Origin of the sequence: Solwaraspora sp. WMMD406 (assembly GCF_029626025.1) — a bacterium.
Lineage (GTDB): Bacteria > Actinomycetota > Actinomycetes > Mycobacteriales > Micromonosporaceae > Micromonospora_E.
Genome location: NZ_JARUBF010000001.1, coordinates 5,753,048 through 5,766,596 on the forward strand (window position 1 = coordinate 5,753,048; position 13,549 = coordinate 5,766,596).

Sequence of the window (13,549 nt, forward strand, 5' to 3'; positions counted from 1 at the left end):
GCCTGTCTACCCGGTCTGGGGTCGGCAAACCTCGCCGGCCCGCCCCACGGGGAACTCGCCGAGGAAAAACCGGCTACGGGGCGCCCGGACAGGGGTCGGATCAGCCCTGCGGCAGGGTGTTGTAGCCCCGGGCCTGAGCCTGCAGCTTGATGGTGTCGACCGGCAGTTCCATCCGGACGTCCGCTTCGGTGACCGCCGTCTCCAGCCCGAGCGCCTCGAACCGACGCAGGTTCTCCGCCACCGCCGACGTGCCGAGAGTCCGTACCGCGCGGTACGGTCTCGACGGCCCGGCGACCGGACGGTCAGTCCACCCAGCCGCACTTACGGGAAAAGCGCAGCAAGTGGCCGCGCAACTCGACGATCTGCGCACCGGTCAGGTACGGGGCGTCCGTCAGCAGGAGCTCGGTGACGCGCTGCAGGTACTCCGGCTCGGAAAAGATCTCACACAGCTCGTCGTCCGACCCGTCACCGGAGGCGCTGACGGTACGGCTGCCCTCGCCGGTCACCGGCCCGACCACATCCCGATCCTCCAGGATCTCCACGTCGTACGCCTTCGGACCACGACCGCCGTCGATCACCTTGAACGAAACCCGGGTGCCGGTGGCTACCCGGATGCCCCGCTGGGTCAACTCACCGGCGTGCACGAACACGTCGTCGCCGCCATCGTCTGGCGCGATGAACCCGTACCCTCGACCCTCATCGAACCGAACCACCCTGCCGACACCCATGCCGTCCTCCTTACCGAACCCATCCACTACCGCCACGTCACCGCCATCGGCCGGCAGCCGACACACCAGTACGGCCGGCAGCCCGTACGCTCGACGGTCGCCACCGTAGTACCCGTGGATCACCGCAGCCGCAGCCTTGCGGGCGCCCGTGCGCCCGGACGACCACTCCGGCAGAGTTCACCACGTGTCGCTGTCGACCATTCACCGCCGGTACGAAACGACGACGAGTCGCCCGGCCCGGATGGCAGACTTGCTGACGTCACCGTACCAACGAACTGACGTCCTGACGTCACCGTACCAACGAAGAGTGCCCAACGCCGACGACGACCGCAACCCTCGTCACGGCCGATGACGCCCCTTCGGGTCGGCGGCACCCGGCGGGTGCCGCCGACCCGAGACGATCAGGGCCGGTACGTCTGATCAGGTCGCGCTACAACGCAACACCGGACTGCCGTTTGTCCCGTTCCACGAGGCGAGGAAGCCGAAGGTGGTGCTGGCGCCGGCGGCCAGCGACCCGTTGTAGGACACGTTGCGGGCGGTCACCGACGATCCCTGACTGGTGATCGTCGCGTTCCATGCCTGACTGACCGACTGCCCGTTGGCGAACGTCCAGGTCACCGTCCAGCCGCTGATCGCCGCCCCACCGGCGGTCACCCGTACCTCACCTTGGAAGCCGCCCGGCCACTGGCTGGTCACCGCGTACGTCGCCGAGCAACCGCCGCCCGGTGGTGGCGTGGTCGGGTTCGGTGGCGGCGTCGTGGGATTCGGCGGCGGGGTGGTCGGGTTCGGTGGCGGGGTGGTGGGATTCGGTGGTGGGGTGGTCGGGTTCGGTGGCGGGGTGGTCGTCGGGCCGCCCCAGCCGGAGGTGGTGTCCAGCCAGGCCGCGCGGCGCAGCATCCAGTCCCGCATGAACTGGACCTGGCCCTGCCAGGTCGGCGCGGTCGGGGTGAAGAAGAAGCCGATCATCGGGCTGGTCAGGTTGGGCCAGCGCTGGAAGTTGCGCTGTGCCGCGTTGGTCAGTGGCGTGGCCAGGGCGTTGATCCGGGCCTGCAGCGAGGCGTCCGACAGCAATCCGCGACGCAACGACTGCCAGCGCAGTCGGACGTCGTTGACGAACGCGGGATCGCGCATCAGCTGGTTGAACCAGTCGTTCGCCACCGGCTGACGGGTCTGCTGGTACTGCCACCCGGCGGTCTGGTCGTTCTGGAAGAAGCCGCCCACCCCGAAGGTCAGATCGTAGTCCCACAGCGGGCCGGCGAAGATCTTCGTGTCCCGGTCCTTGTAGAAGTACGCGCTGCGGATGTAGGCGTCCATCTCCCGGCTCAGCTCGTTGAGGATCATCTGGTCCACGAACGAGGCGACATCGATGTACGCCCGGTATCCGGTCTGCGGATCGGCGAAATTCGGCGCCCGCAGTACGTCGTGGAACTGCTGGAGATGACCGCGCAGCCAGTTCGCCTGCTCCGGTTGCAACGGATCCGGATCAGCGACCTCCAGGTAGTTCCAGCAGCTGGCGGTCGGGCCGGTGCAGGGCAGGATCGGTTCCTCGGCGGCCATCCATTCGAACTTCCAGATGTAGCCACCGGTGATTTTCGGCAGTGTCCGGTCGTCTTCGTCCAACTGCTTGAGGTCCAGCCGGTTCTTCGAGTTCTTGATCGTCTCAACGATCATGTAGACGCCCATGTAGTCGTCGTTCCCGACCGGCGTGGCGTCGGTGTTCAGATAGAACTCGACGAAGCGGTACCGGGGTGCCGGCATGCCCATTTCCCGGCCCAGGTCGTAGACCAGCGCCTCGCGGATCAGCGACTTGTCGGGGAACGGTCCCCGGAGCACCCAGTCCGAGTCGGCCGGCATGCCCAGCACCGGATAGTCGGCGTCATCGTCGTCGTTGTCCCAGAACTCGATCCGGTACGGGGTCTTCTCGAACGTCGAGGACGACTGCCCGCGCAGCCGGAACCCGGCCCGGGTGGCCACCGCCGGGGTGCCACCCAACGTGGTCGTCCCGCTTCCCGGGTCGAAGATCATCGCCGCCGCGTCAAAGTACTCCCGATCCGGGCGGCCGGCGCCGTACGAGTCGATGACCATGACCGGGATGTCGTGGCTGGTGGTGACGGTCCGGGCGAGGTACATGGCGGTGCCCGGGTCCCCGGTGGCCGTACCGCCGACGAACGCCTGGGCACGCAGCTCGGTGGTGGCGGTGAAGCGCAGCGGCGTACCCGGGTAGAGACTGGACTGTGCGGTCGGCAGCTGGCCGTTGGTGGTGTAGCGGATCTGCGCGCCGGCGATGGCGGTGCTCAGCGTGACCGAGACCGCGTTCTGGAAGGAACCGCTGGGCACGGAGAAGACGATGTCGCCGACCAGCTCGTCGGCGGCCTCGGCGGCGGCCAGTTCGTCGGCCGCCGTGAGCCCGGTGGCGGTGAGCCCGGTGGCGGTGAGCCCGGTGGCGGTGAGCCCGGTGGCGGTGAGCCCGGTGGCGGAGCGGTCGGAGCCGGCGACCGGTTCCGCGTCGGCCGGTGACGTATGGGATACCAGTAGTCCGGCGACCAGCGTGGCCGCGGCGGCGAGGGCCACCGCTCGGACCACAGCCGTCGTGGTTCCGGCGCCGTGAACGGTCAGACGCACGATGCCTCCTGTTCGATTCGATGGGGCATGGTCGGCACCGGGTGCGGCGTCAGGCCCGACGGCCGACCGGACGGCGCGGTGGTGTCGCAGAAGTGCCGGCGCAGGGTGCGCCGCCACGGGCCGTCGGGGAGTTCCGGCCGGAGAGCGGCCAGACCGGTGGCGTACTTGGAGATGCGGATCGGACGGATCCCCCGCTGCCACAGGATGCGATCGACCAGGCAGGCGGCCGAGCTGGTCTTGGTCTCGACGACCGCGACCTGCGGCAGCGCTAGGCTGGCCGACCCGCACTGCCAGCTCAGCCCGGTGTCGACGGTGACCCGGCTGGCGCTGGCCGGCAGGAGCAGGGTGCAGCGCCGGTAGGTGGTCACCAACGTCGCGTCGAACGCACCGCCGGGTGCGATCGTCTCCCGGGCCAGTACCTCGTCGACGAAGGCGCGACCGGGTCCGACCGTGCCACGGTCGGAGGGGTGGTACGGCAGCCGGTGCTTGGTGATGCTGTCCCGGGCACCGTTGATCTTGACTTCGAGCCAGCAGTCGTCGGAGTCGAGGTAGGTGCGGGTACGAATCTTGAATCGCCGTCGACGGCGGTACGCCGCGCCGTGGTAGCTGGCCAGCCAGGGAGTGTCGAAGTAGACCGACTCGTAACGGAAGGACCGCTCGCCGTCGATGTCCAGCACTTGGGCGTGCGGTGTCAGCTGGCTCAGCAGCATCGGCAGCGTGGCGAGCGGTACGACGTACTTGCGGTCCACTCTGGTCTGCAGTGCAGCGCGGTCGACGAGCTCGGCCAGGCCGACGGGCTCCAGTTCGGCCAGGGACGAGGCGACCGGGAGGGTGATCATCGGTGTGCTCCCGCCGGTGCCGGGGCGCCGGCTGCCACCGGGGCGATCCGCCGCCCGGACAGCGAGTACCGTACGTCCACGATGGTCGTCTCGTTGACCAGGTCGAGCCGTTGGATGATGGCGGCGTGCACCCGGGCACCGAGTAGTTGCTCCAGCTGGGCGACGAGGGCCACCTGGTCGGTGACGGCCGAGTCGAGCACCATGATCTGGTGCCGGTAGTGCTTGAGCAGCCGGGGGTGGTCGCCGAGGAACATCACCGTGACGATGAGTGCCATCAGGCCGGCGCTGAGCCAGATGGAGGTGGTGCTCAGCGCGCCGAGGATGCCCAGGGCGAGGGCGGAGAAGTAGTAGGCGACCTCGTGTTGGTCCAGCTCCGTCGACCGCAGCCGGATGATCGACAGTACGCCGAACAGGGCCAGCCCGAGGCCGAGTCCGGCGCCGACGTTGCTGGCGCTCAGCGCGCTGGCGACGGCGAGTACGCCGACATTGACGCCGAGGTAGGCGACGACGAGGTCGCGGCGGCGGTGTCGGGGAAAATACAGCCCGAAGACGAGCAGCGCCACCGCGCCGATGTCGATCGCGAACAGGACGAGCTGCGTCATCTCGTTCGTTCCTCCTGGGTCGCCGTCGAGAGTGGCGGGGCGGATCCGCGCAGGCGTCAGCGACACTGCGTGGACGCCAGCTGAACACTCCCGGAACTTCCGGTAAACTTTCGGGAACTCTTCCGAAACGGTAACCACGACATCGATTCACGTCAATGCCTTGGGTTGGGTGTGACCCGATCCGCGCTGATTCGACCCGGTGGGTGTGCCGAGCGGACCTGGTCAGGAACCGCCGGTGTGCAGGTACGGCGCCCAGCGCAGCGGGTCAGCTGGGTACGTCACGCGCAGTGCCTCGACCGCCCGGTGCAGCGCGACCCCGACCGGCAGCTGACCCAGCCACGCCGAATAGAACGCCCCGGCGACCCGCGCCGCCGTCTCGTCCTGGACCGCCCAGCCGGTCGCCACCACGTCCCGGTAGCCGATCAACGACAGCACACCGGCCAGGTGCAGCGCCTCGTCGGCGAGCAGGGGGTCGCCGGTCGCCGTCTCACAGGCCGACAGGTACGCCAGCTCGCCGCCGACCGCTGACGACGCGCCGGCCAACTCCGCCACGGTCAACGGTCCGTCCCACAACCGCAGCGCGCTCCGGGCCGGATCCGTGCGATCCCGCACGGCATGGCAGGCCAGGTGCACCACCGGGTACCGGGCCAGCGCGGGCAGCAGGCGCGCACGGGTCACCTGGTCACCGGTCCACCGGTCCGACGCGGGTGGCGGCAGCAACCGGGCCAGATCCGCCAGCTCCGCGCGTACCGCCGGCAGGTCGGCCTGCCCCGGAGTGCGGGCCAGCCCGACGGCGAGCAACCAGGTCGACGGCCGGGCCGCCGGCACCTGCTCGCGCGCGCGCAACAGCGCCGCGACCGTCGGGGTGTACGAGCTGACCACCCGGCCGGCCACCAGCTCCGCCGCCGGGGTCGGCCGGGCATTGGTCCGCGAGTGCCGGCCGGCGGCATGCAGCGGCAGCAGCGCCAACGGCCCGGTCGGACACCACCACAGCCGAGCCGTCAACTCCTCGACGGGCACCGTCCCGGTGTGCCCGAGCGCGGCCAGCACCGGCTCGGTGACCCGCTCCCACAACCACTGCAGGACGTCGAGCATCGCGTGCCGGTCCGCCTCCCGCTGCGGCAACGGCCGCCGATCGTCGCCACTACCGCGAGCAACCGCCCCCAGCAGCAGTTCCGCCTGCTCGAGCACCCCGTCGAAGGTCAACGCGGGCAGCGGCACCACCAGCGGTTCGCTGGCGGCGGTGACCAGCAGGGCGTGGCAGCCGAACCGGCTGACGTTGACGACCGCCACCGGGCCGCGGTCGGCGGCCCGCCGCAACTCGTCGTACGACACCGGCGCGAACAGCTTCTCGAAGCCGGGAAGCGCGCGGACTTGGGCGATCAGAGCGTCCCACCGGGTGGCGAGCCGACGACGGTCAGCCGCAGTCGGCTCCCCGGCGGACCGATCGTCGGCCGAGCCCGGCCGCCGGCCCGGCTCGACGCCCGAACCCAGCGGCCGGCTCAGGTCGGCGCGCACCCGGGACAGCTCGTGCCGCAACCCTGGGTCGACAGCGGCGAGCCGGTCGAAGTCGTCGCGCAGCCGCAACGCCTGGCTCCACAGCAGCGACCGGCCCTGGTCGAGCAGCTCCACAGCCCGCCGAGGCTGCCCGCAGGCGACAGCGGCGCAGGCCGCGTCGCTGGCCAGACCGGCCCACAACGCCAGCTGCCGCTGCCGGGTGTCATCGGCCAGACCGTGCCAGGCGACCTGCGGCAACAGCTCGACAGCGGTGGAGAAAGCGGCAAGCGCCTCAGCGGGATCGCCGACCTCGAACGCCGCCGTCCCCCAGTGCCAGGCGGCCTTCACCCGTACGCCGGTCGGCGCCGCGCGGGTGCGCGCGGCGGCCCGGTGACTCGCCACGACGGTACGTCGCCGCACCGGAGCCGCGCCGTCATCCGCGCGCCCATCCGCGCGCTCATCCGCGCGCCCATCCTCGTCCTCGCCGAAGCGCTCCAGCCGCCGCGCGACGGCCATCCCGAGGTTGTCCAGGATCGCGGCCCGGACGGGACGCTCCGCCGCAGTGGCCGTCACCGCCTCGCTGACCAGCTCGATCGCCCGGTCCAGGTCCGCCGGATCGTCGGCGTACCGGGCCTTCACCCGCAGCACCCCGGCAAGATTTGACAGGTAGCCGGCCCGATCCGGGTCGTCGGCCGGGGTGCTCGTCACGGCCTCGGTCGCGGTGGCCAGCGCCTCGTCGAGATCGGCGGGCCGACCAGGGAGTGCGACGCTGCCCTGGCCGGCGGTCGCCTCGAATCGGCTGAGGAGCGCCAGTGCCAGGTTCGTCAGACAGCCGGCCCGGTGCGGATGCCCGTCCGAGGCGATGCGCAGCGCGGCCCGGCTGGCGTCGACCGCCGCGTCGATGTCCGCCGACACCGGCCCGTCGCCAACGGCAGACGCTGCCCCGTGCTGGTCGAGATCATGACGTTCCCGCAGCGTGACGCAGAGCGCAGAGTGGATCAGCACCGCCTTCGGATGCTCCGGTGGGCAGCGGCGGGCGCCCTGCTGGAACAGGTCGATCGCCTCGGTCAGGTCGGACCGGTCCCCACTGACCTCGAACCGGGCGGCCAACGCCGTACCGGCGGCGTGCAGGGTGTTGAGCTGGTTCGGATGACGATCGGAGACCACGGCCAGGCCCGCGCGAGCGGCGTCGACCGCAGCGTCGATGTCCGTGGGCCGCCCCAGCCGGCGAAACCGGTCCTTGTACGCCACCGAGAGGTTGGCCTGCAGATACGCCCAAGCCGGATGCGCGGCCGGTCGTCCGTCGGCCCCGGCTGTCCGGCACAACGCTGCGGCGTGCCGCAACAACTCGATCGCCTCGTCCACGTCGGACAAGTCACCGTCACGTTCGTGCCGGGCGATCAGTGCACCGGCGAGGTTCAGCGCCGCCGTGACCATGCTGGGATGGTCCCGAGGCGTCTGCCGTACCGCCCGTCGTCCGGCCTCGATCGCGCCGGCCAGGTCCTCGACCCGGCCGAGATGCTGGTAGCGGTTGGCCAGCGCGCCGCACACGTCCGCCAGCAGCATCGCCTGCTCGACCGAGCCAGCCGGTGCCGCCTCGATCGCCAACCGATCCCACTCGATCGAGGCGTCGAGATCGTCGGGGTCGCCGGTCCGCTCGAACCGCGTCGCCAGCGCGTCGGCCAGGTGCGCACGGTACTGCGCTCGTGCCGGATCGTCGGACGGGACGACGGCCAACGCGTGTCGGAAAAGCCGTACGGCAAGGTCTGCGTGCAACGCCCGGCCCGTCGCGGAGAACGCCACCAGCTCGATCATGCCCCGTCGGTCCGCCTCGGCCGCCGATTTCGCCTGGTCCGCCGCACGCGGTGGAATCCGGCGGAGAGTGAGCAGCCAGCCGAGAAAGGACATGCCGAAGGCGATCACGGCGGAACCGATCGACAGCGGACCGATGGTGAGTTCCAGGACGACGACGAGCGCCCCGGCCAGCAGCCCGGCACGCAACACCAGGCCCGGATAGGTGGTCGGCGGGTGCCAGAGCTTCGCCATCGGGGATGCCGCCTTTCCTCCAGCGGACACGCCAGCGGCGGGAGCCGCCCCATTGGCGGCGGGCACCTATCGTATTCACCGCAGCCACTGCCGCCGATGCGGACAGTCGGGGATGCGACCGACGGAAGGGCGGGCCGATGGCCGTCGAGAGCAGATCACCAGGCGGGGCGGCTCCGGTCGGCGACCTGACTCCGTACGCGTCGACCGCCGCGTACGAGTGGACCGAACGCGCGTACCGGATGCTGGTCGAGGGGCAGTTGCAGGCCCGCTCGTACGACACCGACCGGGTGCTCTCCTCGCATGTGTGGGGGCCCTGCCCCCGCTGTGGTCACCTGCTCGACCACCGTCAGGTGCACACCGCCGTCGCCGCCGGTCCCGGCCGGCAGACCGGGGGGCGGATCATCCCGCCCACCACACCGACGCTACTGGTGGACGTACCGTGTGGTTGCCGGCACACCCACCCCGACGCCCCGGACGGCACCCTCGGCTGCGGCGTCAGCTTCCGGATCGAGATCATCCTGGGATCCGCCTCGTGACCACCGACCCGGCACCGGCCGAGCCGGAAGCGTCGGCGGCAGCCAAGCCGGAGGGGTCGGCGGTAGCCAAGCCGGAGGGGTCGGCGGCGGCGCGGTTCCGGCTGCCGGCGGCCGCGCCCGAGCCGGTCAGCGACGCCGAACGCGCGGCGTTCGCGCAGCTCGCCCGCGAATCACTACCGGCGGTACGGGCCAGCGCCCAGTCCTGGCGCAACGGGCTGACCGCCCTGGTCAGCCTGGCCGCCGCCGGAGTCTTCGTACAGGGCCGCTCCGCCACCGCCGACCTGACGACGACTTGGCGCGGGGTGGTCACCGTGCTGATCGGTGGCGGTCTGGTCGCCGCCGGGATCGGCCTCTGGTACGCCCTCGCCGCCGAGGCCGGTGGTCGGGCGGCCCCGCTGACGCTGGCCGACATCCACAACCGGCACGCCTCGGTCGAGGCGTACCAGGTGGCGCAGGCCAACCGGGCGGCCGGCCGGCTGCACCGGGCCCGAATCGCCCTCGGGGTGTCGTTGGCGCTGCTGATCGCCGGCGCCCTGGTCACCTGGTGGGCCCCGGCCACCCCGGCGTCGACCCCGCCTGCAACGCCCGCCGCCGGGCAAGTCAGCGATCAGGCGCCGCAAACCGCCGGGTAGTTGTCAGCACCCGCTGTCCCACGTGACTTGTCTACTCCGCGTAGCAGGGCGACTCATGCGGCGGCTCCTTTGGGTGTTCCGTACGGTCCGCCGACTTCAGTGAGGATGCGTTCGGCCAGCGCCGCGAAATCGTTAGCCGCGGCTCTGACTGCCGCTTGATGCCCACCGAATGCGCCATCGGCTGGTTTAAGCGCGAAAACCGGTTTGTGAGCCTCGTACGACAACGGCATCAGACTGCGATAGTGCTTGAGCTGGGCAAGACAGTACGGATCCCCGTCCACCGAGGGGGCAGGTTCGCTTATGTCGAGAACGGATGTCCGGTACACCTCTGGGATCCGGGCCATCCACCGCTGATAAGCCTGAACCGGCTGGCCGAGCCGTACGCCGTGGCCCAGCACTACGTAGCCGGCCGGGGTCATCTGACCAGCTGGCAACTTCAGTTCGGCATCCGGATTGCGCGGGAGACGTGCCCGCCATTCGGCGCGCCAGTTCCGCAGTGCCGGGCCGAGGTTCTGCAGGCCCTGCACGCTGAACAGGTCGGGTGCCAACGGGATCACGACATGATCGGCCGAGATCAACGCAGCTCGGTTGATCGCACCAAGGTTGGGGCCGACGTCGACGAGCACCACATCGGCTTCGGTCCGTCGGCTGGCCCGATCGAGCAACCGCCAGAAGGCGGAGATGACCCGAAAGGCCCGCTCCTTGCCGTCCAGGCAGTCCGGCCACTGGTTGGACAGCTCGTCCTCGAACTTGGACAAGGTCAGATCGCCGGGGAGCAGGTGCAGCCGGTCATCGACGGCTACGAGGGACGGATCAGCGATGTCACCCAGGCCACGAATCAGCGGAGAAAGGCTGCCGTACACGGTATGGCCGCGTTCGGTGAGTGCCTTGCCGGCGGGCCACAGCTCGACCAACTGTTCCTCGTCCAGGAAGTTGGCCGTCAGGTTCGCCTGCGGGTCCAAGTCGGCGGCGACCACCCGCAAGCCCTTTCCCGCCATCATCCACGCCAGGTGGTAGACCAGCGACGTCTTACCGACGCCACCCTTGTTGTTGAAAAAGGCAATCACCGGTGCGGTCATCGCGCCTCCCTGATGATGACGCCAACGTACGAGGGGTCCGGGGTGAACTCAGGTCGGGGGTTTCCGTTGTCCGACAGTGTGCGCCGGGCGATCTCCAGGCCCGCTCCGAACTTCTGTACGTACCCGAGGCCGGCCGCCGCTTCGGCGAGGATGGGATTACGGTAGTCAGTGACGCCCGGCCGGCCGAAGTTCTCCACGGTGACAGCGCCATAGGGGCCGCCCGGCGAGTAAACCTCGACCCGGTCGTCGTACCAGGTGATCCGCACCGGCGAATTGGTGCCCTCGTAGTTGCGGTGCAGCACCGCATTTCGGGTGAGCTGCTGCAACGCCGCCAAGGGGTAGTCCGCCCGGCGGGCATCGCGCAGGGTCTCGCCGATCTGCACAGATATATGAATGTTCAACTTGATCAGCTCGTCGAGTTCGCGCAGCAGGTCCGGCAGTGCGCCGCTGAGCCGGCGTTCGCTGCTGATCGGAGCGCTCAGGTCGCCGCCCTGCACTCGGAGGAACTGGATGTACGCCCCCGGTAAAAGACGGGTCGGCTCCACGCCAAGGATCAGCAGACCGGCGTTGGTTGGCACGCCCTCTACAGTCGCCAGCCGCAGTGACGCCAGCCGCTGCTCGATGGTCCGGCCATTGGCCGCAAGCACGTCCTGCGGCAGGACGCTTGGCAGGTATTCGCGCTCGAACAGCGTCAGATCAAGGTCATCCAGGGCGGCACCGACTGCGGGGCGACTATCGAATGGCAGGTCGGCAGCGCGCTTACGCTCGGCAAGCCGGCGCTCCTCGTCCGCGGTGGCGATCGCCCGACGCGGTCCCACCCTGATCCACACCTGGCCATTGAACCGCACCGGCGGGCTGGGGCTAGGTTCCACCTCGACCACGGCCACCGCCTGACCGTCGACCTCCAGCCTCCGAACGCTCATGATCGGTGGTGGCAGGATTCGGCCCTGTCCCCGCAGGTCTGCGAGCTCCTGCAGCAGCCGGTCGGTGACGCTCAACCCGGCGGGCCGGCCGGCATCGGTCGCGCCGATGAAAAGCACACCGGAACCACGGTGGTCGGGCAGATCGTTGGCGAACGCACAGATGGCCTGGCAGGCCCGGTCCTTGGTTTCGGCCGTCCTCAGCGACTCCTTACGCTCGACCTGGTCGCTCTCCAGATCGGCGAGCAGCCGCAAAAGTTCGTCCGTGCTTCGCGCCATGTCGGTGAGCCTGCCTTACCTAGCGGCCCGGCTGCCACGCCGGACGGGTTGCGGGTGGGCTGGCCCGGCAAGCCACACGCCAGGCCTCCCCGTTTGGTTGCAGTGCTTCATCTTGCCAAACATCGGCGCAGGTAGTGGTAACGACTCAGCCGGTGCTGACAGCAGGTGACTCTGCTCGAAGAACGGGTGCCCGCAGGGCATACCTGCGCGGGTCTACCTAGCGACGCGGGCACGGTCAGCGGCGTACAGCTCGGTTGAGCCGCTGACCTGACCGATCACTCGGTGTCATGCAACTCTGGTCGGTGCTGCTTGATCCACCGCTCGACGTCCTCGGTGCGCCAGATCCGGCCCACTGACAGCACCACCACCGGGTCCGGGAACGACTTCGAGTTGGTGATCTGGTAGGCGCGGGTACGCGAGACGCCGAGCATCTCCTGCACCTCCTGGCTCGCCATCAGACGAAGCTCTCCCATACCGCCACGGTAAGAGCATGCGAACTGAACACATGTTCTCTGATCAGATGCACTCTTCAGATGCTCTACGCATGTAGACTCATCATCCGAGTAGCACTCGACGTTCGGGGAGGAAGTCGTGGAGCAGCGGAGCAGGCGGGGGCGGGTGGTGCCCCGGCAGGGCGTACTCGTGGAGCCGTGGCAGGTCAGGGCGGTGCAGTTCGAGACGCGGTGGCGTGGGCTGGACCCGGCGGCGGTGTACGCGTACCTGCGGCAGGTCGCCGACGAGCTGGACCGGCTCACCCGGCAGGCCGCCGTCGACCGCGCCGAGGCCGACCGATTCCGCGAAGGGTTGCGGCAGTGGCGGCAACGGCACGTCGGCTGCCGCTTCAACGACCCGCCCGCCGGCGTCTACCGCTCGGAACACCAGCGCCAGACCGGCGGCAACGGAGGTCACTGGTGAGCGACGAGCCGCGCTGGACCATCCACCTGCCGACCCGACTCACCAGCATCGAAGCCGCCGCCCGGTTCGCCGCCGCGCTGCGGGACTCGCTGGCCCACCTCGACGTCGTCGACTTCGCCGACACCACGCTGTCCGCCACCGACCGCCCGTCGCTGCGTACCCGGGTATGGGGTGACCTCGACCCTGACCCGGGCGGCGGCGACCCGGTCAGCGACCGCACCGCGCCGGCCGATGGCTGACCCCATCCCCCGCCAGGTCGAAATCGACCACCTAACGGAGCTGGTCGACCGGCACCCACCGCGCGCCGACGGCTGCGCCTGCGGCGACCCGCTCACCGGCACCGGCCGCTGCTGGCGCACCGACGTCGCGCTCACCCGGCTACACAATCTCGGCGTCCACATCGTCGCCGTCGACCAGTCGGAGGATGCCGGATGAGCCTGCACGTCCCGGTCCGCCCCAGCTGGGTCTGCGCCGGCTGCGGGCACGCCTGGCCGTGCCTGGACAGCCGGCGACAACTCACAATCGAGTACGCCGACGCCCGCGTCTCCCTGTCGATCTACCTCGCTACCAACATGTTCGAGGCGATGGCCGACCTGCCCGCCGGGCACGGCGGTGACCTCCGCTCGCGTTTCCTCGGCTGGCTGTGATGCCGTTGTCGACCCTGCGCCCCGGCGACGAACCGATGCACTACGACGACGGCTCACACCGCTGGATCCCGCCCGACCCTGACTACGACCAAGCGGCCTGGGACGACCGGGTACGCGAACACCAAAGTGAGCACCGCCGGCACCCGGATCCGCCCCCGCCCCGCTACCGTCTCATCCGGAGAGCCGCCGCCCGGTGAGGCGGCCCGG

Annotated in this window: 16 protein-coding genes and 1 pseudogene; 7 read left to right on the forward strand and 10 right to left on the reverse strand. The window is 70.0% G+C overall.

The features are described from left to right. Positions 1 to 100: 100 nt before the first annotated feature. The 7 genes and pseudogenes from O7632_RS25500 to O7632_RS25530 form a co-directional block, all read right to left on the reverse strand. Positions 101 to 241: an endo-1,4-beta-xylanase gene (locus tag O7632_RS25500; RefSeq protein ID WP_278117876.1), complete on the reverse strand. Its 141-nt coding sequence runs from the start codon at positions 239 to 241 to the stop codon at positions 101 to 103. Positions 242 to 302: 61 nt separating this feature from the next. Next, a complete protein-coding gene (locus tag O7632_RS25505; protein ID WP_278117877.1) occupies positions 303 to 728 on the reverse strand; it encodes a cold shock domain-containing protein in 426 nt (141 codons plus the stop codon). Between the two features lie 420 nt (positions 729 to 1,148). Continuing rightward, on the reverse strand, positions 1,149 to 2,858 hold the full coding sequence (locus O7632_RS25510) for a CotH kinase family protein (RefSeq protein WP_347403647.1): 1,710 nt from the start codon (positions 2,856 to 2,858) through the stop codon (positions 1,149 to 1,151). A 6-nt stretch (positions 2,859 to 2,864) separates the two neighbouring features. After that, positions 2,865 to 3,350: pseudogene (locus O7632_RS32320) on the reverse strand (chitobiase/beta-hexosaminidase C-terminal domain-containing protein); the annotation flags it as partial. Then, positions 3,341 to 4,189, reverse strand: a complete 849-nt coding sequence (locus O7632_RS25520) for a polyphosphate polymerase domain-containing protein (RefSeq protein ID WP_278117878.1) — start codon at positions 4,187 to 4,189, stop codon at positions 3,341 to 3,343. The pseudogene O7632_RS32320 and the gene O7632_RS25520, both read right to left, overlap by 10 nt. Further along, positions 4,186 to 4,791 (reverse strand): DUF4956 domain-containing protein, encoded by a 606-nt coding sequence (locus tag O7632_RS25525; RefSeq protein ID WP_278117879.1) that lies wholly within the window; start codon positions 4,789 to 4,791, stop codon positions 4,186 to 4,188. Before O7632_RS25525 ends, O7632_RS25520 begins: the two co-directional genes overlap by 4 nt. 222 nt (positions 4,792 to 5,013) lie before the next feature. Continuing rightward, the gene (locus O7632_RS25530; protein ID WP_278117881.1) at positions 5,014 to 8,334 is read right to left on the reverse strand and encodes a CHAT domain-containing protein; all 3,321 of its coding nucleotides are present in this window, start codon (positions 8,332 to 8,334) and stop codon (positions 5,014 to 5,016) included. Between the two features lie 137 nt (positions 8,335 to 8,471). Between O7632_RS25530 and O7632_RS25535 the strand changes: the two genes are divergently transcribed. Both O7632_RS25535 and O7632_RS25540 read left to right on the forward strand, forming a co-directional pair. Further along, positions 8,472 to 8,870, forward strand: a complete 399-nt coding sequence (locus O7632_RS25535; protein ID WP_278117882.1) for a hypothetical protein — start codon at positions 8,472 to 8,474, stop codon at positions 8,868 to 8,870. After that, on the forward strand, positions 8,867 to 9,502 hold the full coding sequence (locus tag O7632_RS25540) for a hypothetical protein (RefSeq protein ID WP_278117884.1): 636 nt from the start codon (positions 8,867 to 8,869) through the stop codon (positions 9,500 to 9,502). Before O7632_RS25535 ends, O7632_RS25540 begins: the two co-directional genes overlap by 4 nt. 53 nt (positions 9,503 to 9,555) lie before the next feature. Here the strand turns inward: O7632_RS25540 and O7632_RS25545 are convergent, their stop codons facing one another. The 3 genes from O7632_RS25545 to O7632_RS25555 all read right to left on the reverse strand — a co-directional run bounded on the left by O7632_RS25545 (position 9,556) and on the right by O7632_RS25555 (position 12,253). After that, complete coding sequence (locus tag O7632_RS25545; protein ID WP_278117885.1) at positions 9,556 to 10,581, reverse strand: AAA family ATPase; 1,026 nt, start codon at positions 10,579 to 10,581, stop codon at positions 9,556 to 9,558. Then, complete coding sequence (locus O7632_RS25550; protein WP_278117887.1) at positions 10,578 to 11,780, reverse strand: ATP-binding protein; 1,203 nt, start codon at positions 11,778 to 11,780, stop codon at positions 10,578 to 10,580. Before O7632_RS25550 ends, O7632_RS25545 begins: the two co-directional genes overlap by 4 nt. A 275-nt stretch (positions 11,781 to 12,055) precedes the next feature. Next, positions 12,056 to 12,253 carry a helix-turn-helix domain-containing protein gene (locus O7632_RS25555; protein WP_278117888.1) on the reverse strand — a complete coding sequence of 66 codons (198 nt, stop codon included), beginning with the start codon at positions 12,251 to 12,253 and terminating at the stop codon, positions 12,056 to 12,058. A gap of 118 nt (positions 12,254 to 12,371) precedes the next feature. Here O7632_RS25555 and O7632_RS25560 point away from each other — a divergent pair, with 118 nt between their 5' ends. From O7632_RS25560 to O7632_RS25580, 5 genes are read left to right on the forward strand one after another with little or no spacing between them, the layout of a single operon-like run. After that, positions 12,372 to 12,695, forward strand: a complete 324-nt coding sequence (locus O7632_RS25560) for a DivIVA domain-containing protein (protein ID WP_278117889.1) — start codon at positions 12,372 to 12,374, stop codon at positions 12,693 to 12,695. Continuing rightward, positions 12,692 to 12,934 carry a hypothetical protein gene (locus tag O7632_RS25565; RefSeq protein ID WP_278117890.1) on the forward strand — a complete coding sequence of 81 codons (243 nt, stop codon included), beginning with the start codon at positions 12,692 to 12,694 and terminating at the stop codon, positions 12,932 to 12,934. The genes O7632_RS25560 and O7632_RS25565 overlap by 4 nt, the downstream gene beginning before the upstream one ends. Further along, entirely contained in the window at positions 12,927 to 13,130 is a 204-nt protein-coding gene (locus tag O7632_RS25570) for a hypothetical protein (RefSeq protein WP_278117891.1), read from the forward strand. The genes O7632_RS25565 and O7632_RS25570 overlap by 8 nt, the downstream gene beginning before the upstream one ends. Beyond that, positions 13,127 to 13,342 carry a flavin reductase gene (locus O7632_RS25575; RefSeq protein ID WP_278117893.1) on the forward strand — a complete coding sequence of 72 codons (216 nt, stop codon included), beginning with the start codon at positions 13,127 to 13,129 and terminating at the stop codon, positions 13,340 to 13,342. The genes O7632_RS25570 and O7632_RS25575 overlap by 4 nt, the downstream gene beginning before the upstream one ends. Next, a complete protein-coding gene (locus O7632_RS25580; RefSeq protein ID WP_347403602.1) occupies positions 13,342 to 13,539 on the forward strand; it encodes a hypothetical protein in 198 nt (65 codons plus the stop codon). The genes O7632_RS25575 and O7632_RS25580 overlap by 1 nt, the downstream gene beginning before the upstream one ends. Positions 13,540 to 13,549 lie beyond the last annotated feature (10 nt).

Coding starts and splice junctions, on each gene's coding strand:
- O7632_RS25505 (WP_278117877.1), bottom strand. CDS start 728: ATGGGTGTCGGCAGGGTGGTTCGGTTCGATGAGGGTCGAGGGTACGGG.
- O7632_RS25510 (WP_347403647.1), bottom strand. CDS start 2,858: ATGTACCTCGCCCGGACCGTCACCACCAGCCACGACATCCCGGTCATG.
- O7632_RS25520 (WP_278117878.1), bottom strand. CDS start 4,189: ATGATCACCCTCCCGGTCGCCTCGTCCCTGGCCGAACTGGAGCCCGTC.
- O7632_RS25525 (WP_278117879.1), bottom strand. CDS start 4,791: ATGACGCAGCTCGTCCTGTTCGCGATCGACATCGGCGCGGTGGCGCTG.
- O7632_RS25530 (WP_278117881.1), bottom strand. CDS start 8,334: ATGGCGAAGCTCTGGCACCCGCCGACCACCTATCCGGGCCTGGTGTTG.
- O7632_RS25535 (WP_278117882.1), top strand. CDS start 8,472: ATGGCCGTCGAGAGCAGATCACCAGGCGGGGCGGCTCCGGTCGGCGAC.
- O7632_RS25545 (WP_278117885.1), bottom strand. CDS start 10,581: ATGACCGCACCGGTGATTGCCTTTTTCAACAACAAGGGTGGCGTCGGT.
- O7632_RS25550 (WP_278117887.1), bottom strand. CDS start 11,780: ATGGCGCGAAGCACGGACGAACTTTTGCGGCTGCTCGCCGATCTGGAG.
- O7632_RS25555 (WP_278117888.1), bottom strand. CDS start 12,253: ATGGGAGAGCTTCGTCTGATGGCGAGCCAGGAGGTGCAGGAGATGCTC.
- O7632_RS25570 (WP_278117891.1), top strand. CDS start 12,927: ATGGCTGACCCCATCCCCCGCCAGGTCGAAATCGACCACCTAACGGAG.
- O7632_RS25575 (WP_278117893.1), top strand. CDS start 13,127: ATGAGCCTGCACGTCCCGGTCCGCCCCAGCTGGGTCTGCGCCGGCTGC.
- O7632_RS25580 (WP_347403602.1), top strand. CDS start 13,342: ATGCCGTTGTCGACCCTGCGCCCCGGCGACGAACCGATGCACTACGAC.